This is a genomic window from Pseudomonas sp. GW821-FHT02A11 (assembly GCF_059421985.1).
In genome coordinates this window covers 12935-34366 of the sequence record NZ_JBWKWB010000037.1, presented here as the reverse complement: position 1 = coordinate 34366, position 21432 = coordinate 12935, and the positions used below count along the sequence as shown (strand labels likewise).

General features: G+C 60.3%; 16 protein-coding genes. 10 read left to right on the top strand and 6 right to left on the bottom strand.

Annotated elements, in window-relative coordinates; genetic code table 11:
* Positions 1-3: 3 nt before the first annotated feature.
* From AC07V9_RS28160 to AC07V9_RS28150, 3 genes are all read left to right on the top strand, one after another.
* Positions 4-1101 carry a hypothetical protein gene (locus AC07V9_RS28160; RefSeq protein ID WP_495018892.1) on the top strand — a complete coding sequence of 366 codons (1098 nt, stop codon included), beginning with the start codon at positions 4-6 and terminating at the stop codon, positions 1099-1101.
* 186 nt (positions 1102-1287) lie between these two features.
* Positions 1288-5928, top strand: a complete 4641-nt coding sequence (locus AC07V9_RS28155; RefSeq protein ID WP_495018891.1) for an RHS repeat domain-containing protein — start codon at positions 1288-1290, stop codon at positions 5926-5928.
* A 203-nt stretch (positions 5929-6131) separates the two neighbouring features.
* Complete coding sequence (locus AC07V9_RS28150) at positions 6132-6920, top strand: MetQ/NlpA family ABC transporter substrate-binding protein (protein WP_495018890.1); 789 nt, start codon at positions 6132-6134, stop codon at positions 6918-6920.
* A 162-nt stretch (positions 6921-7082) separates the two neighbouring features.
* Here AC07V9_RS28150 and AC07V9_RS28145 read toward each other — a convergent pair whose 3' ends face one another.
* A complete protein-coding gene (locus tag AC07V9_RS28145) occupies positions 7083-7235 on the bottom strand; it encodes a hypothetical protein (RefSeq protein WP_495018889.1) in 153 nt (50 codons plus the stop codon).
* A 262-nt stretch (positions 7236-7497) separates the two neighbouring features.
* Here AC07V9_RS28145 and AC07V9_RS28140 point away from each other — a divergent pair, with 262 nt between their 5' ends.
* The 4 genes from AC07V9_RS28140 (at position 7498) to AC07V9_RS28125 (ending at position 11377) form a co-directional block, all read left to right on the top strand.
* Entirely contained in the window at positions 7498-8394 is an 897-nt protein-coding gene (locus AC07V9_RS28140) for a TauD/TfdA dioxygenase family protein (protein ID WP_495018888.1), read from the top strand.
* A gap of 27 nt (positions 8395-8421) precedes the next feature.
* Positions 8422-9303, top strand: a complete 882-nt coding sequence (locus tag AC07V9_RS28135; protein WP_495018887.1) for an ABC transporter ATP-binding protein — start codon at positions 8422-8424, stop codon at positions 9301-9303.
* 136 nt (positions 9304-9439) lie between these two features.
* On the top strand, positions 9440-10306 hold the full coding sequence (locus tag AC07V9_RS28130; RefSeq protein WP_495018886.1) for an ABC transporter permease: 867 nt from the start codon (positions 9440-9442) through the stop codon (positions 10304-10306).
* 51 nt (positions 10307-10357) lie between these two features.
* A complete protein-coding gene (locus tag AC07V9_RS28125) occupies positions 10358-11377 on the top strand; it encodes an ABC transporter substrate-binding protein (RefSeq protein WP_495018885.1) in 1020 nt (339 codons plus the stop codon).
* Between the two features lie 189 nt (positions 11378-11566).
* On the opposite strand, the gene AC07V9_RS28120 is transcribed toward AC07V9_RS28125, so the two are convergent.
* A complete protein-coding gene (locus AC07V9_RS28120; RefSeq protein ID WP_495018884.1) occupies positions 11567-12733 on the bottom strand; it encodes an AAA family ATPase in 1167 nt (388 codons plus the stop codon).
* Positions 12734-12890: 157 nt separating this feature from the next.
* Here AC07V9_RS28120 and AC07V9_RS28115 point away from each other — a divergent pair, with 157 nt between their 5' ends.
* Genes AC07V9_RS28115 through AC07V9_RS28105 form a run of 3 tightly spaced genes read left to right on the top strand, consistent with a single transcriptional unit; the run spans position 12891 to position 18225 of the window.
* The gene (locus tag AC07V9_RS28115) at positions 12891-14021 is read left to right on the top strand and encodes an efflux RND transporter periplasmic adaptor subunit (RefSeq protein ID WP_495018883.1); all 1131 of its coding nucleotides are present in this window, start codon (positions 12891-12893) and stop codon (positions 14019-14021) included.
* Positions 14018-15088 (top strand): efflux RND transporter periplasmic adaptor subunit, encoded by a 1071-nt coding sequence (locus AC07V9_RS28110; RefSeq protein ID WP_495018882.1) that lies wholly within the window; start codon positions 14018-14020, stop codon positions 15086-15088. Before AC07V9_RS28115 ends, AC07V9_RS28110 begins: the two co-directional genes overlap by 4 nt.
* Positions 15085-18225 (top strand): efflux RND transporter permease subunit, encoded by a 3141-nt coding sequence (locus AC07V9_RS28105; protein WP_495018881.1) that lies wholly within the window; start codon positions 15085-15087, stop codon positions 18223-18225. The genes AC07V9_RS28110 and AC07V9_RS28105 overlap by 4 nt, the downstream gene beginning before the upstream one ends.
* A gap of 140 nt (positions 18226-18365) precedes the next feature.
* Here the strand turns inward: AC07V9_RS28105 and AC07V9_RS28100 are convergent, their stop codons facing one another.
* The 4 genes from AC07V9_RS28100 to AC07V9_RS28085 all read right to left on the bottom strand — a co-directional run bounded on the left by AC07V9_RS28100 (position 18366) and on the right by AC07V9_RS28085 (position 21432).
* Positions 18366-18992, bottom strand: coding sequence for a class I SAM-dependent methyltransferase (locus AC07V9_RS28100; RefSeq protein ID WP_495018880.1), 627 nt, complete (start codon positions 18990-18992; stop codon positions 18366-18368).
* Between the two features lie 62 nt (positions 18993-19054).
* Positions 19055-19309 carry an acyl carrier protein gene (locus AC07V9_RS28095; protein WP_495018879.1) on the bottom strand — a complete coding sequence of 85 codons (255 nt, stop codon included), beginning with the start codon at positions 19307-19309 and terminating at the stop codon, positions 19055-19057.
* A 361-nt stretch (positions 19310-19670) separates the two neighbouring features.
* Positions 19671-20315, bottom strand: coding sequence for a methionine ABC transporter permease (locus tag AC07V9_RS28090; RefSeq protein ID WP_495018878.1), 645 nt, complete (start codon positions 20313-20315; stop codon positions 19671-19673).
* The gene (locus AC07V9_RS28085) at positions 20305-21432 is read right to left on the bottom strand and encodes a methionine ABC transporter ATP-binding protein (RefSeq protein ID WP_495018877.1); all 1128 of its coding nucleotides are present in this window, start codon (positions 21430-21432) and stop codon (positions 20305-20307) included. Before AC07V9_RS28085 ends, AC07V9_RS28090 begins: the two co-directional genes overlap by 11 nt.

The window sequence follows — 21432 nt, the reverse complement described above, 5'->3', positions numbered from 1 at the left end:
ATCATGAATTTATCCTCTTGGGAAAGCCTCGAAACGTTCACCATTACCTCCGCGACGGGCACTAGCAATCTTTATGCGAACGGTCGTCAACAGATCAAGTTGCGTATTACGCTTCGAGCCATCGATGTCGACGGTGAGGCGGTGCCCCTGACTCAGAAGGAATTGAACAGCCTGCGCCTGATCGACACGCAGGGTCGGCTCATCGAGCCAGACCCGCTCGACTATGAGTTACGGCTCACCGACCGTTTGACTCTGGCGCGCCAGCAGTACGACCCCACGGAATACGATCAAGTCGCCGCCCGGCGAGTAGCCTTCAATCCCGCCAAACATGACCGTCTGCAGTTCAATAAATATGTCCGCAATTTCAATGGTGTGAATTGGGTCTGGTCCAGGACCCACAACAAGGACTATCGCTTCTTCCCGCCGGCACCCGGTGAGCGCTTGCCTGAGCCAGATATTGATCAATCGAGCAAGCATGTTTACACCATTGAATTTTACGTGCGTACCATCAGCCCAACACCGCTGTCGATTGCTGCGCAACTGACTCGTCGGGATGGTCAGATAATGGATTCTCATCGGCCCGCTCGGCAGAATGGCTCGTTGACCCTCATTCCCGTCAGTACGCCGACTTATACCGCGGGGAACTATACATTTCCGCGGACGGTGATTGAGGGGAACGTGGAAAGTCAACAGTATTTCGATACCCTTGATTATTACGCGTTTGATCTGGTCTCCAACCAGATCAATCTCGAGTTCCTCCGTTTTGATATGAGCCCACTGAGTATCAGGCGTGACGCGATTGCGCCACAGAACAGGGGAAGTATCACCGGCTTTACGTATCCAGGGGATGATTATTTCAACTTTGGGATGGCCCTGCGTGGGTTACCCCTCAGGCTAAAGGCCGGATTCAAGCAACCCGGAAAAGTGTACATATGCCTGGCCCGTCAACGGCAGTTCACGCCGGTGCCGGGAGGGGTCAACCGTGACACTGTTGTCAGCAGAGGCCCGACGACTATTCGCGCGCTGGATATGTATGGCAACGACCATCGCGTTCAGCTGCAATTCAAGGGCAATGGCCGCAAGTACCTGGAACTGGTTTGATGTTTAAAGAAGACGCCCATGATCACGGGCGTCTTCTTTTTATGACTGAGATTAAATATGAATACTTTACCGTCGGCGGGAGGAAACTCTAACGCCTATAACTTCTTGAGTTTTATTCAATCCGGTGTAGACCCGCGTACGGGAAGCTATAGTTGCCGTATTGCACTGTCGGAGTTGACATCAAATGTGTTGAGCGGCCCCGCGCTGCCGTTGGCGCTGGCGTTCGATCCTCTGATTGACGCGAATCTGGGATTCGGTCGCGGCTGGTCCCTGGGCGTTTCAGGCTACAACGAAGCGAGCAGAAAGCTGCAGTTATCGACAGGCGCCACCCATGAGGCGCTGCTGTCGTCGCAGGCATTCGTTCTGCCGGGCAACAAAATCAATGACCTGAAAGTCTCGCGCAAGGGCGACGAGTTGCATATTGAGCACAAGATCGGGACGCTGGAAGTGCTCAGGAAAGTCAGCAGCAGTTCCAGCGACTGGTTGGTGACGGCGCTCTATTCTGCACAAGGGCAAGGGTTGTTCTTTACCTATGCGCTCAGAGGCAGTACTCGCTATTTGAGCGAGGTGAGGGACGGTTCACGTTCGCTGGTCAAAGTCACATTTGCGGGCAACACGCCCATGATCGTGCTCTGGCCGGACAGCCCCGATAAAAGGCTGACGTTTGCGTTGATCATGCAAAACGGGGCATTGAGTGTGATCAGAGCGAATCCGGGTACGCCGGATCAGCTGGAGTGGCGATTCGAATACACCCGTCTCAACAACCTGACGCTGATTACAAGGCTGCAACAGCCCACCGGGGGGCACGAGCAGGTGAGTTACCGGGCATCGCAGCACAGGCTACCTCCCAGCGCACCGATTCATTCCCTCCCGGCGGTGATTTCCCACACTGTGTTTCCTGGTGGAAATCAGCCCTCGATCAGGCGCGAATACAGTTATTCGGCCAACAATTACCTGGGTTTCGGCTCGAATTCGCCTTGGCGTACCAGTGGAGACAACCTCTACAACCTGCCAGGGACTTACGAGTATTTTTCGACCGAGACACTGGTCGAGGGTAACGGCCCGCAGAGTCGTGTGGTGCGGACCGTGCGTCGCACCTACAACCGTTTTCACCTGCAGATGCGGGAGGTCACTCGGCAGCGCACCTCAGTGGTGGAAAAGGTCATCGAATACCACGGCTCCGCTGGCGTTTCATTCGACCGGCAATCGCCGAAATTCCAGTTGCCACGGCGAGAGGAAACGACGTACTTCGACACCCGCAACCCCAACATCAAACGTACTGAAACGACGCTCACCGAGTTCGATGACGCAGGCAACATGATCCGCAAGGTTCTGCCTTCCGGCGTCACTGAGCTGTATGAGTTCTACCCGCCGCAAGGTGCTGATGGCTGTCCGGCGGATGATTTTGGCCGCCCGCGCTGGTTGCGCAAGAAAACCATCGTTCCTGCCACACCCCCTGCGGCGCCATCTGGTGTCTCCCCTTCTGCAGCATCGCTACAGGCCCCTCGGCTCAGCTCGTATTTTCGCTACGTGCAGCTGCCCTCCCTTCATCACGCGCGCCCCACCTGGATCGCCGTTGCGCAAGAGTCGCTGCATGAGGGCGCTGACGTCACGCCTTTCAAAGTCATCGTCACAACGTACCTGGACGAAAAAGCGAGCCCGTTTTTCGGCAAGATCATTTCTCGCACCGAGACCATGGCTTCCTTCAAAACCGCACTGACTTACACCTATGAACTTGTGGGTGATGTGCTGCGAACAAACATCACGCTCACCGGCGATGACGGTGTCGGCAGCACGCGTCAAATCCAGGAGCATGCGCTCACCGGGCAGGAGGTCAGGAGCGTAGGCCAGACCGGCGTGGTGGTAGAGACCTCGTACGATCGACTTGGCCGCGTGATCAAGGAGACAGTGGAGCCCAAGAAGGCGACCGAAGCGATCAAGACCTTCGACTACCGCCTGCCGAAGAAGCCGGGTGACCCTCTGTATGTCGTCGTCACCGACGCTGCTGGCGCACAGACCCGCACGCGGCTGGACGGCATGAACCGCGAGCTGAGCGTTGAAGTGCAAGACATGGACCGCGCGATGCAGCCTTTGCGTATGACCTATAAGGCCAGTTACGACGCCCTCGGGCAGTTGGTGAAGGAAGTCGATACCGATTGGATCGACGGTAAGCCTGTGGCAGTTACGACGACGCACGCGTATGACGACTGGGGCAATCGCGTGAGCAGCGAAGGCGCCAGCGGGGTCAAGCGACATGACGTGCTGGACCCCATTACCCTCACTCGCACCCAATGGCAGGAAGGCGCAGGCAAAACCGTTATCGAGAAGAACCTGTTCGATCAGCCCCAGACGGTGCAACGCTTTGACCGTGCCGGCGTTGCCCGAGGTGTAACGCGTTACCTCTACGATGGTCTGGGACGATGCATCGAGCGGATTTCGCCTTTAGGCCATCGCACCCAATTCACGTATGACTATGCCGATCGTCTGCTGAGAACCCGCTTACCTGATGGTACAGAGGTCAGAAAAGACTACGTTGCCCACAGCTTGGAGGATCTGGCTACGCACATCTGGGTCGATGATTACCTGGCGGGCGAGCGCGCATTCGACAGTTTGCTGCGTGTCACCGAGCAGACGGTGGGTGGTCGCGGCGAGCGCTTCACCTTCCATGGTGCTCAGGACCGTCCGGCAACCCGTACATCCCCCAGCGGTACCGTGCTGTCTTTCTCATACGACGCGGCACTGGACAATCAGTTGACGGCGCGAAGCGTCGAAACCCATCAGAATCTGGCCGCGCGCTTCAACTACGACCGCACCCATGGCGGGCTGATCCAGGCATCCGATCCTGGCAGCCAACAGCGTCTTCATTACTCCTCGTCCGGCAAATTGCAGAAGGAAGAGCTGTTTGAAGGCACGGCCCGTTTCGAGACTCTGCATGCTTCTTCGCTGAACGGCCTGCCGCTCAGGTACACCGACGCCAGTGGGCAAGAGCGCCGCTTGACCTACGATGCGTTCTGTCGGGTTGCGCAGATCGACCACGGCACCCTGCGTGTCACCTTCACTTACAACGCCCTGGGGCGTCCCGCGCGTATTGAAACCCTTGATCAGCAGTCGCGACAGCGCCTGACGACGACCCTTGAACACGATGATTTTGGTCGTGAGGTGAGTCGCACGATGGGCATCGGCGGCGGCACTGTGCTCAAGCTGACTCAGGCGTTCGACCCGACCGACAAGCTCACCCAACGCATCCTCCGGCGCGGCAATCAGGTGCTGCGGGACGAGCGTTACGGCTACGACCCCCGAGGCCGGCTCGAGCATTACACCTGTAGGGGACCGCAGGCGCCGGTCGACTCAAGAGGCAAGCCGATCATCAGCCAGACTTGGCGCTTCGATGCGCTGGACAATATCCGCGAGCTGACCACGGCCTTCCTGGGCGGGCGGGACATTGCCACCTACCACTACGAAAACCCCGACCGTACCCAACTCACACGCGTGACCCATAGCCATCCCGATTACAAAGCGTTTGATGCGTCTTTCCAATACAGCAGCGACGGCAACCAACTCAACGACGAGCAAGGGCGCGGGTTGGTTTACGACGAGTTAGGTCGGCTGGTTGCCGTGACTCAATCGCCAGATCCAAGGGCTGCAAGACTGATCGACTATCGCTACGACCCGCTTGATCGTCTTCTGGGCAAGACAGTTGCGGGTGAGCCGGCGTCCACGCATTTCTATCAGGACGAGCGTCTGGTCACGCGGTGTCAGGGCGATAAATGCCAAAGCTTCATTCAGCACGATGAACATCTTCTGGCTCAGGCTTGCCGCCAAGGGGCCAAAGCCGAGCATGTCTTGTTAGGCACCGATCAAGGGCGCAGCGTCTTGCAGGCGTTGAAGCCTGAGGGGCAACAGAGCCATGCCTACGATGCTTATGGCAGCCGCGCTCCTGCTGCCGGGCTGGACAGCCTGTTGGGTTTCAATGGTGAGCTGCCCGATCCCCAAACGGGCTGCTATCTGCTCGGCAATGGCTACCGTGCCTACAGCCCTGCGCTGATGCGCTTCCAGAGCCCGGACAACCTGAGTCCGTTCGGCGCGGGTGGCATTAATGCTTACGCCTACTGCCTGGGCGATCCGCTCAACCTGTCGGACCCCACGGGGCATTTCTCATGGCGGGCGATTCTGGGCATTTTCATTGCGGTGGCCTCCATCGCGCTGACGGTGGTGACCCTCGGGACGGCGGCTCCGGCCACGGGCCCGACATTGGTGGGCGGTCTGACGCTTTCCACCTCTGCGGCGATCGTCAATATCGCGGCCAATACAGTAGGCATTGCCGCCACCATTACCCAGGAAGTCGCGCCGCGTTCGGAGGCCGGGAAGGTGCTGGGCTATGTGAGTCTGGGGCTGGGAGTCCTGGGGGCAGGACTTGGCAAGGCCGCTGCGCGCACGGCAGGCGAGGCTGCGACCACCCTCACGCGTCAGGGCGCTATCAAGGTGTCCAATGGCCAGGCGCTGCAAAGCTTCGACCGAACGGCAAAACTGACTGCGGGCGCTCGTAATACCGTGTTGATCGAAGAGCGCATCCGTACGGCTGGCGAGGTGCTGGAAGCCGTCGAGTGGGCGAAATGGTCAGCAGAGAATGTCGAGGATCACGTGATTCCCTACCTGTTCCCGCCGCAACGAGACCCGAATCAACCGCCCGAGCCACAGAGCTCAGTGCTGGAGCAAGTGCTGCGAGGCGGGGGGGAATACGTGGCGAAGAAAGTGGTGGTCGAGGCTATCTCGCAGTTCATTGCCCCGGACCTCAAGCGGCTGAAGCAGATTCGGCGGTTGATCTGAACAAGGCAGCGAGAATCGGCGTGGCGGTATCTGCGGCTTTTTAATATCCGAATTGAATAACTATTGGCTTAAAAAGTATTGTCATGGAATAAAGATTCTCGGTAATGTCCGCATCACGCCGCCGCACCGGTGAACGGGGCGGCGGCACACTGACACTTAAAAATCGCCAACCAAGACGACCGGATTCTCTCTAAGGACATCGCATGAAAAAGACGTTGTTGTTCACCGCACTGGCGGCTGCCCTCTCCTTTGGCGTCAACGCAGCCCAGGCTGCCGAGAAACTGGTGGTCGGCGCAACCGCCGTTCCCCATGCCGAGATCCTCAACCTGATCAAGCCTGAATTGGCCAAGGAAGGCGTGGATCTGGAGATCAAGGTTTTCACTGACTACGTGCAGCCGAACGTGCAGCTGAACGAGAAGCGTCTGGACGCCAACTACTTCCAGACCAAGCCTTACCTGGACGGTTTCAACAAAGGTAAAGGCGCTACTCTGGTGACCGGCGTTGGCGTTCACGTCGAACCGTTCGGCGGCTATTCGAAAAAGTGGAAGTCCATCGACCAGCTGCCTGAAGGCGCAACCGTTGCCATTCCCAACGAGGGTAGCAACGCCGGCCGTGCCCTTCTGCTGCTGCAGAAGAACGGTCTGATCACCCTGAAAGACCCGACCAACGCGCTGGCGACCCCGAAAGACATCGCCACCAACTCGAAAAAACTGAAATTCCGCGAGCTGGAATCCGCGCTGCTGCCACGCGCACTGGACCAGGTTGATCTGGACCTGATCAACACCAACTACGCGCTTGAAGCCAAACTCAACCCGAAGAAAGACGCGCTGATCCTGGAAGGTTCGGATTCTCCGTACGTGAACTACCTGGTGACCCGTACCGACAACGCGCACACCGACGCGATCAACAAACTGTCCAAGGCGCTGACCAGCCAGGAAGTCAAAGACTTCATCAACAAGAAGTACGACGGCGCGGTATTGCCAGCGTTCTAATTGAGGTAAGTGTTGTCCGGACTTAGCGGCAACGGATGATCTGTGGGAGCGAATTCATTCGCGAAAACTTGTCCGGTCGATACGCATGTGTCGGCTGGACTGGCCTCTCGCGAATACATTCGCTCCCACAGGTTGATGGCGTCCGCCAATGGATCGCCGGGATCACTGACCCACGTTTTTCACGCCGACGGCCTGTACCTGCGTCGGCGTTTTTGCATGGGTGCCCAGCGCGCGGCGCAAGGCGATGAGCAATTTGACGTTGTCGTCGTGTGATTTGTCGTGCGAGTGGTCGTTTTCGGTGGCGCGTACCGGCATGATCGGTCCTCTTGTTCTTATCCCTGACATCGGTTCAGTTGCAGTCGTACCTGGCTGCGAGGTCTGAGATAGACACCTATCTTGCGCGTCGAGTTCGCATCCGAAGATAAGACTTTGGTATCCGTCCGGTTACTGATAATGGCATTGCGATGTCGCTAGTTCTTTCGGCGCTATCCATATGCCTTAACGATATTTAAATTTCGCTTCTTATATCTATAAAGTTCCGACTTCTCAGTCACGCTATTCTGGAGTCGGAGTTCTCATGCCAGCAGCCTCCCAAGCTTCCACGTCCGCGCAAGCGCCGGATCAGCAGTTCGATGTGCGTCCATTCGCCGAAAAGGTGGGCGCGGAAATCGTCGGGCTCGACCTGTCCCGGCCGCTTAATGACGCAGATTTCGCACGCGTGCACCGCGCGCATCTGGATCACCATGTCGTGGTGTTCCGTGATCAGCAGATCACCCCGCAACAGCAAATCGATTTCAGCCGCCGTTTCGGCGTGTTGCAGATCCACGTGCTCAAGCAGTTCCTGCTCGCCAATCACCCGGAGATCCTGATCGTCTCCAACATCGTCGAAAACGGTCAGCCGGTGGGACTGGGCGATGCCGGCAAATACTGGCACTCGGATCTTTCCTACAAGGAGCTGCCAAGTCTGGGCTCGATGCTCTATGCCCAGGAGCTGCCAAGCGAAGGCGGCGACACCCTGTTCGCCGACATGCACCAAGCCTGGGACACCCTGCCCGAGCACCTGCGCAAGGCTGTCGAAGGTCGCAAAGCCGTGCACAGCTACACCTCGCGCTACAGCCATGGCAAAAACGCCGAAAACTGGCGCCCGACCCTGAGCGCCGAACAATTGGCCCAAGTCGCCGTGGTCAGCCACCCGATCGTGCGCACGCACCCGGAAAACGGCCGCAAGGCGCTGTTCGTCAGCGAAGGCTTCACGACGCACATCGTCGGCATTCCCGAGGACGAAAGCCGCGCGATTCTTGAAGAGCTCTACGCCCACAGCGTGCGTCCCGAGAACGTGCTGCGTCACAAGTGGCAGGAGAACGACATGGTGTTCTGGGACAACCGCTCCCTGATCCACCTGGCCGGTGGCACCCCAGATCATCTACGTCGTCGTCTGCACCGCACCACCATTCAGGGCGATGCTCCGTTCTGATTCACACCGATTGAGGGAGCCCGCTCCATGAACGCTGTTCTGCAAAGCCACACGGCTAGCGATCGCTCGAACGCGCAAGAGGCCAATCAGCCTACCGCTGAAGCGCTATTGCAAGTCCAGGGCGTAAGCCTTGAATACCGCACGCCGGAACGCGTGGTGCGGGCCACTCATCAAGTCAGTTTCGAAGTCGATCCGGCTGACCGCTTCGTCCTGCTCGGCCCTTCGGGTTGCGGCAAGTCGACGCTGCTCAAGGCCGTGGCCGGCTTCATCACGCCCAGTGAAGGGCAGATCCGTCTGGCCGGTCAGCAGGTGAAGGAGCCGGGCCCGGACCGGATCGTCGTGTTTCAGGAGTTCGATCAGCTTCCGCCCTGGAAGACCGTGATCGAAAACGTCATGTTCCCGCTGCTGGCCTCGCGCACGCTCAAGCGTCCTGAGGCTCTGGAACGCGCGCGGCATTACCTGGAGAAGGTCGGTCTGAGTGCGTTTGCCAACGCATACCCGCACACCTTGTCTGGCGGCATGAAGGCTCGCGTGGCGATTGCCCGCGCGCTGGCGATGCAGCCGAAAATACTGCTGATGGACGAGCCGTTCGCCGCGCTCGACGCGTTGACCCGTCGCAAGATGCAGGAAGAGCTGCTTGAGCTGTGGGAAGAGGTGCGCTTCACGCTGCTGTTCGTCACCCACTCCATTGAGGAAGCGCTGGTGGTGGGCAACCGGATCTTGCTGCTGTCGCCACATCCGGGGCGCGTGCGTGCCGAGATCAACAGCCACCAATACGACCTGAAAAGCCTGGGAGGCGTGGACTTCCAGGCCTCCGCGCAGCGCATTCACCGGCTGCTGTTCGACGAGGGCGAAGCGCCTGCGGTCGAGCAGGATCTGCGTTTTCAGGATATTCGGATCGCCTATTAATGCGCCTACTTTCACTCTTGTAGGAGCGCGCTTGCCCGCGATTGCGATGTGCCTGTGACGTTTAGGTCGCCTGACACACCTTTATCGCGGGCAAGCGCGCTCCTACAGGGGACGTTGGCCCAGATGAGACAACACCATGAGCCTTTCACCCCCTATCCGCGAGGAATACGAAGTCGAGCTTGCGCCTTTCACGCAAGAAGACCTGGCCCGCGACATTCCTCTGCTGCAACGCATCTGGCAACAGAGTTGGGTGCGCAAGACCGTGATCCTGATCGCCCTGGCAGTGATCTGGGAAATCGCTGCGCGCATTCAGGGCAATGACCTGTTGCTGCCCAGCTTCATCGACACCGCCAAGGCCTTTATCGATGGCATCGTCACCGGCGAGCTGCTGGCCAAGGTGTGGATTTCCCTGACCGTGCTGGTCAAGGGCTACCTGATCGGCATCGTGCTGGCATTCGGCATGACCACGCTGGCGGTGTCCACGCAGTTGGGTCGCGACTTGCTCGGCACGTTGACCTCGATGCTCAACCCGCTGCCGGCCATCGCACTCCTGCCGCTGTCGCTGCTGTGGTTCGGCCTGGGCGAAAACAGCCTGATCTTCGTGCTGGTGCATTCGGTGCTGTGGGCCTTGGCGCTGAACACCTACGCGGGCTTTCTCGGGGTGTCGGAAACCCAGCGCATGGCCGGCCGCAACTATGGTCTGAAGGGCATCCGCTTCGTCTGGTACATCCTGATTCCGGCGGCGCTGCCCTCGATTCTGGCGGGTCTGAAAATTGGCTGGGCGTTCGCCTGGCGCACCCTGATCGCTGCCGAGCTGGTGTTTGGCGCGTCGTCGGGCAAGGGCGGTCTGGGCTGGTACATCTTCCAGAACCGCAACGAGCTGTACACCGACAAGGTGTTCGCGGGCCTCGCGGCCGTGATCATCATCGGTCTGCTGGTGGAAAACCTGCTGTTCAGCAATGTGGAGCGCCTGACCGTCAAGCGGTGGGGCATGCAGCGCTAAGGCCGGAACATAAAACGCATCCAACACTTTCGCTTCTTTTGTGAGGAATTTATGGGGACTTTTTTCAAACGCCCGGCACTGACCGCGCTGGCCACAACGTTGGGTCTGTTCGGCGCGCTGTTGAGCAGTGGCGCTCACGCCGAGGGCAAGATCAGCATCGCCCAGCAGTTCGGCATCGGTTACCTGATTCTGGACGTCGTACAGCAGCAGAAGCTGATCGAGAAGCACGGCAAGGAGCAGGGCATCGACATCAAGGTCGACTGGAACAGCATTTCCGGGGCCACCGCGATGAACGAAGCGCTGCTGGCCGGTGCTCTGGATGTGGTGTCGGCAGGCGTGCCGCCGATGCTGACCATCTGGGACCGAACCCGCGGCAAGCAGAACGTCAAGGCAATCGCCTCGCTGGGCTCGATGCCCAACTACCTGCTCAGCAACAAGCCTGAGGTGAAGACCGTCAAGGACTTCACTGACAAGGACCGCATCGCCGTTCCGGCAGCGGGCGTGGGTTTCCAGTCGCGCACCTTGCAGATCGAAACCGCCAAACTGTTCGGTAACGACAACTACAAGAAATTCGACAACATCTCCGTCAGCCTGCCGCACCCGGACGCTACCTCGGCGCTGATCGCAGGCGGTTCGGAAATCAGCGCGCACTTCTCAAGCCCGCCGTTCCAGTACCAGGAGCTTGAAAACCCTAACGTGCACAAAGTGCTGAGTTCGTACGACGTGCTGGGCGGTCAGGCCACGTTCAACGTGCTCTACACCACGCAGAAATTCCACGACGAAAACCCCAAGACCTACAAGGCGTTCTATGACGCGCTGGCCGAGGCCGAGAAGATCATCAAGGCCGACAAGAATGCGGCGGCGAAGACCTACATCGAGGTCGAGAAATCCAAACTGCCGCTGCCGTTGGTGGAGAAGATCGTCAACGATCCGGAAATCGACTTCACCGTCGTGCCGCAACGCACCTTCATCTATGCCGAGAAACTGCATGAGATCGGCGTGCTGAAGAACAAGGCCGACAGCTGGAAGGATTTCTTCTTTGAAGAAGCCCATGGTGGGGCGGGTAGCTGATCCGACCCCAGCGCTATCGATGATGTACCTGACTGCGAACAAACCTGTAGGAGCAGTCGGAGGTTACGACGGCCGCGAAAGCGTCTTGCCTGACACGCCGCTTTCGCTGCCGTCGTAACCTCCGGCGTCTCCTACAGGATTTGCGGCGATAGCAGACGTCGTGACAAACCGCGACCCTTGAACCGCGCTTCAATCCGGCCAATGCCACGCCGGTTGATCCAGCATCCCCTGACCGACAATCCCGGTCTGTCCCAATTCCTTCTCCAGCACGATGCAATTGCATTCAGGGTCGCGCTCAAGTGCTGCGATCAGGCGGCTGGCGTGAGAGACCACCCACACCTGACAGCTCTGCGATGCGCGAATGATCAGCCTGGCCAGTGCAGGCAGCAGATCCGGGTGCAGGCTGGTTTCCGGTTCGTTGAGCACCATCAGGGTCGGCGGGCGCGGCGTCAGCAATGCAGCGATCAGCAAGAGATAACGTAGCGTGCCGTCGGACAGTTCCGAAGCGGACAACGGCCTTAGTAACCCCTGTTGATAAAACTCCAGCGCGAACAGCCCACCCGCCTGAGCGTTGATCGCAATGCGCGCGCCGGGGAAAGCGTCGCTGATGGCCTCATCCAGCGCTTCGGGCTCGCCGATCTCGCGAATGGTTTGCAGCGCGGCCGCCAGATCACGACCGTCGTGATGCAGCACCGGCGTGCGCGTACCCAGTTGGGGTTTGCGCGCGGGCGCGTCGGCGTCGCTGCGAAAGTGATCATAAAAACGCCAGCCACGAATATTTTCCCGCAGCTGCAACACCTCTGGCGAGGAGCGCAGGTTGCCGACCTGATCGAACAGGCTGTCGAAGGTCGGCGTGTGTTGCGCGAGCACGTCCCAGCTGCGGCCTTCGCGGGTGCGAATCATGGGGCCTGCGCGGTCTACCAGCAGGCTCGCCGATCTGTACAGAGGACCGGCCCAGATGCATTCGCGCTTGATCTCCGGGTCCAGCGCGAAGGCTGTCGGTGCACTTGGCGGGGGCGGCAGACCCAGTGAAATCGCGTAGCTGAAATCCTCGGCGGCAAAGCCCAGGCGCAAGCGCACCACGTCATTGCGCGGCCCACCCTGGATCTCGACTTCGCCTTTGCGCATGCGTCGGCTGATGTTTTCCGGCCCGGCCCAGAACGTCGATTTAAGCCCGCCTTCCCGTGCCAGCGCGTTGACCACGCCACCCTGCGCGGTTTCTGCCAGCAAACGCAGAGCACGGTACAGATTGGACTTGCCGCTGCCATTGGGCCCGGTGATCAGATTCAGGCGCGCCAGGGGCACCACCAGGGTGTTGATCGAGCGGTAGTTGGCGACGGCGAGGGTGGTGAGCATCGGGGCTTCCATGCGGTGAGCGGGAGTGACCGGCCAGTCCGGCTTCGTGGAGTTTAGCGGGGCAAGGAACCCTGATCTACGCTCAGAGTCGCATGATCACATCACGACGGCGCTCGGCGGCGCGATGGACGCAACGGCATTGGCACAAGGAGCTTGCATGCCTGCTCAACCCTCATTGCTTCGAAACGGCCTGACGTCGCTGGCGCTGGGCGCATGCCTTGTCGCGCTGGCCGGCTGTGGCGAGGAAAAGCCCGCCGACCCTGTGCGCCCTCGGGTGCAGGTTCAGGAAGTCAAAACCGCTGACTTTGCCGCCACGGTTGCCCTTACCGGCGATGTCCAGGCCCGCGTGCAGACCCAACTGTCGTTTCGGGTCGGCGGCAAGATCATCCAGCGCATGGTCGATGTGGGCGACCGCGTCACGGCCAAGCAAGTGCTGGCCAAGCTCGATCCCAAGGACCTGCAGACGAATGTCGACTCGGCCATTGCCGCCGAAGCCGCCGAACAGGCTCGGGTGAAGCAGACCGCCGCCGCATTCGTGCGTCAGGAAAAACTGCTGCCCAAGGGATACACCAGCAAAAGCGAATACGACTCCGCCCAGGCGCAACTGCGCAGCAGCCAGAGCGCGTTGAAAGCCGCCCAGGCGCAACTGGCCAACGCCCGCGAGCAGCTGGGTTACACCGCATTGATTGCCGACGCGCCGGGCATCATTACCGCGCGTCAGGCCGAAGTTGGCCAAGTGGTGCAGGCGACCATGCCGATCTTCAGCCAGGCCCGCGATGGCGAGCGCGACGCCGTGTTCAACGTTTACGAATCCCTGTTCGTCCAGCCGCCCGGCGATCAGCCGGTGGAAGTCACCCTGCTGGACAACCCCAGGATCAAGGCCACCGGCAAGGTGCGCGAAGTCACCCCGGCGGTGTCGGCGCAGACCGGCACGTTGCAGGTGAAGATCGCGCTCAGCTCGTTGCCGGACGGCATGGACCTGGGCTCGGTGGTCAGCGCAGCGCTGAGCGTGCCGGCCAAACAAAGCGTCGAGCTGCCGTGGTCGGCGCTGACCAAGGGCCTGGGTGAGCATCTGGGTCAGCCTGCGGTGTGGATCGTCGACGACCAGAACAAGGTCAATCTGCGCGGGGTCACGGTGGGGCGCTACCTCACCGGCAAGGTCATTGTCATCGATGGACTGAAGAGCGGCGAGAAAGTCGTGGTCGCCGGTAATCAGCTGTTGCACCCGGATATGCAGGTGGAAATGGCTGATGTCTACAAACAGCAACCGACGGGAGCGACGCAATGAAGCGCTTGTCGGGAGTGATGCTCAGCGCGCTGCTGCTCAGTGCCTGCGGCAAGGAAGAAGCGCCGCCGGAGCCAGTGCGCCCGGTCCTGTTTATGGAAGTCAAACCCCAGGCCGAAGAGAGCCTTGGGCGTTTCGCCGGCAACATCGCCGCGCGTTACGAAAGCACATTGGGCTTTCGTGTGTCAGGGCGCATTGCGGCGCGCAGCGTCGATGTGGGCAGTGAAGTCGAGAAGGGCCAGTTACTGGCAACCCTCGACCCGACGGATTTGCAGAACCAGTTGCGCGCCAATCAGGGCGATCTGGCCCGGGTCGAAGCGCAATACATCAACGCCCAGGCCAACGCGCGGCGTCAGCAGGAGTTGTTCGACCGTGGCGTTGGCGCCCAGGCTGCGCTGGACGTGGCCGTGACCGATCTGAAGACCACTAGGTCGTCGTTCGATCAGGCCAAGGCGTCGGTGCAGCAGGCGCAGGATCAACTGAGCTACAGCGAATTGCGCACCGATCACGCCGCAGTCGTCACTCAATGGAAAGCCGAGGCTGGGCAAGTGGTCAGCGCCGGTGAGCAAGTGGTGACGCTGGCGCGACCCGATATCAAGGAGGCCGTGATCGATCTGCCTGCGCCACTGGCCGAGCATTTGCCCCAGGACGTGGTGTTCAAGGTCGCCAGCCAGCTGGAACCGGACATCAACACCACCGCCACCTTGCGCGAGCTGGAGCCACAGGCTGAAAGTTCGACGCGCACTCGTCGTGCTCGCCTGACCCTGGTCGACACCCCGGCGGCGTTCCGCTTGGGTACGGCGATCAGCGTCACCCTCAGTTCGGCCGTTGAGCCGCGCATCGAGCTGCCCGCCAACGTGCTGCAGGAAGTCGACGGCAAGACGCAGATCTGGGTCATCGACATGCAGAACCAGACCGTTTCGCCGCATTCGGTGACCGTCGTCAGCCGCGACAGCGATTCCATCGTCATCGCTGGAGGCGTCAAGGGCGGCGAGCGTGTGGTGACAGCCGGTGTGAACAGCCTCAAGCCGGGGCAGAAAGTCAAAGTCGATAAGGACAGCCCGCGATGAAAGGGAATTTCAACCTCTCCGACTGGGCGATCAAACATCAATCCTTCGTCTGGTACCTGATGTTCGTCGCCCTGCTGATGGGCGTGTTTTCATACATGAACCTGGGCCGCGAAGAAGACCCCTCGTTCACCATCAAGACCATGGTCATCCAGACCCGCTGGCCCGGCGCGACCGTGGACGAAACCTTGGAGCAGGTCACCGACCGCATCGAGAAAAAGCTCGAAGAACTCGACTCCCTCGACTACGTAAAAAGCTACACCCGGCCCGGCGAGTCAACGGTGTTCGTTTATCTGCGCGACACCACCAGCGCGAAGGACATTCCCGAGATCTGGTATCAGGTTCGCAAGAAGATCGACGACATTCGCGGCACGTTCCCCCAAGGTTTGCAGGGGCCGGCGTTCAATGATGAATTCGGCGACGTATACGGCTCGATCTATGCCTTTACGGCCGATGGCCTTACCCTGCGGCAGCTTCGCGATTACGTCGAGCAAGTTCGGGTGCAGATTCGCGATGTGCCGGGGCTGGGCAAGATCGAGATGATCGGCCAGCAGGACGAAGTGATTTACCTGAATTTCTCTACCCGCAAACTGGCGGCGTTGGGGCTGGATCAACGTCAGGTCGTGCAAAGCCTGCAATCGCAGAACGCCGTGACTCCTGCGGGGGTGATAGAGGCGGGGCCTGAGCGGATCTCCGTGCGCACCTCCGGGCAGTTCGAGTCCGAGAAGGATCTGGAAACCGTCAACCTGCGGCTCAACGATCGTTTTTATCGCCTCAGCGACATCGCTGAAATCAGCCGGGGCTACGTCGATCCGCCCAAACCTCTGTTTCGCTTCGACGGCAAACCGGCCATTGGTTTGGCGATTGCGATGAAGAAGGGCGGCAACGTTCAGGCGTTCGGCAAGGACCTGCACGGGCGCATGGATCAGGCCATCGGCGACCTGCCAGTGGGCGTGGGCGTGCATAACGTGTCCGATCAGGCGCAGGTGGTCGAGAAGGCCGTGGGCGGCTTTACCAGCGCGCTGTTCGAGGCTGTGATCATCGTGCTGGTGGTCAGTTTCATCAGCCTCGGCGTGCGCGCAGGCTTGGTGGTGGCGTGCTCGATTCCGCTGGTGCTGGCGATGGTCTTCGTGTTCATGGAATACAGCGGCATCACCATGCAGCGGATCTCCCTGGGGGCGCTGATCATCGCCTTGGGGCTGTTGGTGGACGACGCGATGATCACGGTGGAGATGATGGTCACGCGCCTGGAAATGGGCGACTCCCGAGAGCAGGCCGCCACTTACGCCTACACCTCGACGGCCTTCCCGATGCTCACCGGTACGCTGGTGACCGTTGCCGGTTTCGTGCCCATCGGCCTGAACGCCAGTTCGGCGGGGGAGTACACCTTTACGCTGTTCGCCGTGATTGCCGTGGCGATGCTGGTCTCGTGGGTGGTGGCCGTGCTGTTCGCACCGGTGATCGGCGTGCACATCCTCAGCGACAAGATCAAAAAGCACGAGGAAAAGCCTCCGGGCCGCGTCGCCCGCGTGTTCACAGGCTCGATGTTCTGGGCCATGCGCAACCGCTGGCTGGCGATCATCATCACCATCGCCCTGTTCGCGACGGCCTTGTTTTGCATGCGTTTCGTGCAGAACCAGTTCTTCCCGTCCTCCGACCGACCAGAGATCCTGCTGGACCTCAACCTGCCGCAAAACGCCTCGATCAACGAGACGCGCAAGGCCGTCGACAAGCTGGAAGCAACGCTCAAGAACGACCCGGACATCGTGCGCTGGAGCACCTACATCGGCCAGGGTGCGGTGCGTTTCTATCTGCCGTTGGACCAGCAACTGGAGAACCCGTATTACGCGCAGCTGGTGATCGTCAGCAAAGGCCTGGAAGAGCGCGCGGGCCTCATGGACCGCCTGAAAAAACGCCTGCGCGAAGACTTCGTCGGCATCGGCACCTACGTTCAGCCGCTGGAAATGGGCCCGCCGGTGGGACGCCCCATTCAGTACCGGGTCAGTGGCGACAACATCGACAAGGTGCGTCAACACGCTATCGATCTGGCCACGTTGCTGGACAAGAACCCGCACATCGGCGAGATGATCTACGACTGGAACGAGCCGGGCAAAGTCCTGCGCATCGACATCAATCAGGACAAGGCGCGGCAATTGGGGCTGTCCTCCGAAGACGTGGCGCAGCTGATGAACAGCATCGTGGTCGGCGCCAACGTGACCCAGGTGCGCGACGACATCTACCTGATCAACGTGGTCGGTCGTGCGGTGGACGCCGAACGCGGCACGCCGGAAACCCTGCAGAACCTGCAGATCGTGACTCAGGGCGGCACGTCGATTCCGTTGCTGGCCTTTGCCAACGTGCGTTACGAGCTGGAGCAGCCGCTGGTCTGGCGGCGTGATCGCAAGCCGACCATCACCCTGAAGGCGGCGGTGCGCGACGAAATCCAGCCGACCGATCTGGTGAAACAGCTCAAGCCGGACATCGACAACTTCGCTGCCGGGCTACCGGTGGGCTACAAGATCGCCACCGGCGGTACGGTGGAGGAGAGCGGCAAGGCACAAGGGCCGATTGCCAAGGTCGTGCCGCTGATGCTGTTTTTGATGGCGACCTTTTTGATGATCCAGCTGCACAGCGTGCAGAAAATGTTCCTCGTCGCCAGCGTCGCGCCGTTGGGGCTGATTGGCGTGGTCTTGGCGCTGGTGCCGACGGGCACGCCCATGGGCTTTGTGGCGATCCTCGGGATTCTTGCGCTGATCGGCATCATCATTCGCAACTCGGTGATTCTGGTGACGCAGATTCATGAATACGAGGTGGCCGGTTATCTGCCGTGGGATGCCGTGGCCGAAGCCACCGAGCATCGACGCCGCCCGATCCTGCTGACCGCGGCGGCGGCGAGCCTGGGCATGATCCCCATCGCCCGCGAAGTGTTCTGGGGGCCGATGGCCTACGCGATGATCGGCGGCATCATCATCGCCACCCTGCTGACGCTGCTGTTCCTGCCTGCGCTGTATGTCGCCTGGTACAAGATCAAGGAGCCGACCAAAGAGCAGCGGGAAGAGGCTGAGGCTGAGAAACGCGGTCGGGGGGATGATCCTCGGCATGAAGACGCTGATGGGGGCTCGGCGTCGGCGTCGGATTAACTGAGACAGGCGATCCGAACTGTGGGAGCGAATTTATTCGCGATTGGCTCGTACATCCGAAAAGTCTTCGTCGACTGTACGATTTTCGCGAATGAATTCGCTCCCACAGGTCTGTCATTTGCCGTGAGATCAGTGGTGGTTCAAACCCTGCGCCAAACGCTCGCCAGCCACGGCTGCTGCTCTCGCGGCAAGCCTTCTGGCCGGTAGTAATGCTCGACCTCGACAAACCCCGCCTCGATCAGCAGCGCGCTCCACGATTGCAGATCATGAAAGGAGCCATAGCGCTCGCCCTTCCAGCCTTCCTGGTTGTTGCCCCGAGGGTTGGAGCTGAACAGCACGCCATCTGGTTTCAACGCTGATCGCAGCTGGCTCAGCACGCGGGGCAATTCCTGACGAGGGACGTGAAACAGCGAGGCATTGGCGAAGATGCCGTCGAAGTGTTCGGCAGGCAGATCGAGTTCGAGAAAATTCTGATGCAGCACCTCGCAGCCACTGTCGGCGCGGGCCATCTCGGCAAACCGTTCTGAGCCGTCGAGCCCTGTGGCGACATGGCCAAGCGCTGTAAAGGTGCGCAGATCCCGCCCCGGCCCACAGCCAAAATCGAGAATCCGGAACGGCGCAGCGCCTTGAATATTGCGCAAGAGCGCGTCGATGTTCTGGCTGACATCGTGATCCCGAGTGCCTTCACGAAAGCCCTCGGCGACGTCGTTGTAATTGCCCAGCGTCGTGGCGGTGATCTGAGCGAGGTCGTGTGGGTCGAGTTTCATTGCGGCCGATTCTGAGCGGGGGAAGCCGCCAATATACCCCCGCCCAAGCGCTGTGTGATGGCTCAGCGCTTGTCGAGTATCAGATCAACCACTTCCTCAATCGTCGCGATCCTCTCCCATTGCGCAGGTGCCGGACTGAGCTTGTACTGCCATTTCACTTGCATCATGAAGCAAGTGAGGTCGTCGTCGATAATGTCGAAGTCGGTGATGAAATTGGTTTTTGCGGACACCGCCTCGCGGGGGATAAACCCGATAATCGACACGAAGAGATCGATTACCTGCTGCGTCAGCACCTCTCGGCTCGTCTCAGCGCCCATTTTTTGCCTCGTAGGCACACAGCCCGATGGTCACCAGATCAAATATTGCCAATCCCGCAGCCACGAAAGTAATTCCTCGCCCGATTACGCCAAAGACTCTAACTGTACCAAAGGTGGCAGTGAAGACCACATCATCGCTTCTGCCCGGGAGGGCGTGGCGCAACCGGGGTGGCGCTCCACCTTGCTCGCGATCTGGCGCGAAGCGGCAGCAAATTCGTACACACAGGGTGTCTGAAAAGACGCGGTTGGCTGGTTTTACTGCCGCTACGCGGCAGATCGTCAGCAAGCTGGACTCCTACGCCCTTCGGGCAGAATCAAAAGCAGACCGACGGCGCCAGCCAGATGACCGGCGCTTTGAGGCTCAGCGCTTATTCAACCGCACCGCCAACCGATCCCCGCCCAGCTGAATCACCGCCACCAAGACCACCAGCAAGACGATGACGGTCAGCATCACCTGGGTATCAAACCGCTGATAGCCGTAGCGGTAGGCGATGTCGCCCAACCCGCCTGCGCCGATTGCGCCCGCCATGGCCGAAGAGTTGATCATGGTGACCAGGGTAATGGTAAAACCGCCGACGATGCCCGGCAGCGCTTCGGGCAGCAGCACGTGCCAGACGATGTGCCAGCGACGGCAGCCCATGGCCTGTGCGGCTTCGATCAGGCCGTGGTCGACTTCGCGCAGGCTGACTTCGGCGATGCGCGCGAAGAACGGCGTTGCTGCGATGGTCAGCGGCACGACGGCGGCCCATACACCATAGGTGGTGCCGACGATCAGGCGGGTGAAGGGGATCAACGCCACCATCAGGATCAGAAACGGCACTGAACGGAAGATGTTCACGAAGGCACCGAGCACGCGGTTGACGTTGGGCGCCTCGAAAATTCCGCCCTTGCCGCTGGTGACCAGCACCACGGCCAGCGGGATGCCGAGGATCAGCGCGATTAGCGACGACACACCCACCATCAGAAAAGTGTCGATGACGCCTTGCCACAAACGATCAAGCCACATAGCCCAGTACCTTCGCGTGTTGCGCCTGTTCACGGGCGCGATTGAGCAGTTCTTCGGTGGACAGCGGCGAATGGCTGATGGCGAGCAGCAAGTGCCCCAGTGCCCGCCCCTGAATACGCTCGACGCCGCCGTTCAACAGGCTGACACGGCCCCCGAAAGCACTGAACAGCGCGGACAGATCCGGCTCCTCGCCGTCGCTGCCGGTGAACTGCAGGTCCAGCACCACGCTGGTGTGCTTGTCCGAGGGCTGCGCCTGCAGACGAGCCTGCACATCCTCTGGCAACGCGTGTTGCAGCGGCGCCAGCAGGGTCTTGCTGACCTCGTGTTGCGGGTTGCCGAACACTTGCCACACCGGGCCTTGCTCGACGATCTGGCCCTTTTCCAGCACCACGACGCGGTCGCAGATCTCGCGGATCACGGCCATTTCGTGGGTGATGAGGATGATCGTCAGGCCCAGACGCTGATTGATCTCGCGCAGCAGGCCGAGAATCGAGTGCGTGGTTTCCGGGTCCAGGGCCGAAGTGGCTTCGTCACAGAGCAGAATCGCCGGGTCGTGCACCAGCGCGCGGGCAATGCCGACACGCTGTTTTTGGCCGCCCGACAACTGCGCCGGGTAGGCGTTGTGCTTGTCCTTCAGGCCCACCAGCTCCAGCAGTTCGGCGACCTTGCGCTGGCGCTGTTCCTTGGGAACGCCTGCCACTTTCAGCGGCAGTTCGACGTTTTTCCAGACCGTTTTCGCCGACATCAGGTTGAAGTGCTGGAAGATCATGCCGATCCGTCGGCGCAGCTCTACCAGCTTGTCTTCGTTGTAGGCGGCGATGTCCACCTGATCAATCAACACCCGCCCGCTGCTCGGCTGCTCCAGGCGGTTGATGGTGCGGATCAGCGACGATTTGCCTGCGCCGCTGCGCCCGATGATGCCGAAAACCTCACCGCGCTGAATGTCCAGGTCGATGCCTTGCAGGGCCGCGACGGGGCCCTGCTGGCCTTCATAGACCTTGCCCAGCTGGCTGAAGCGCACGTGGGCGTGCGCTTTCTCGGGGTGCAGGCGCGCCTGTTCGGCGGAATGCGGCGTAGGCTCTTCCAATGGCAGGGAACGTTGCACAGTGGCGTTCAT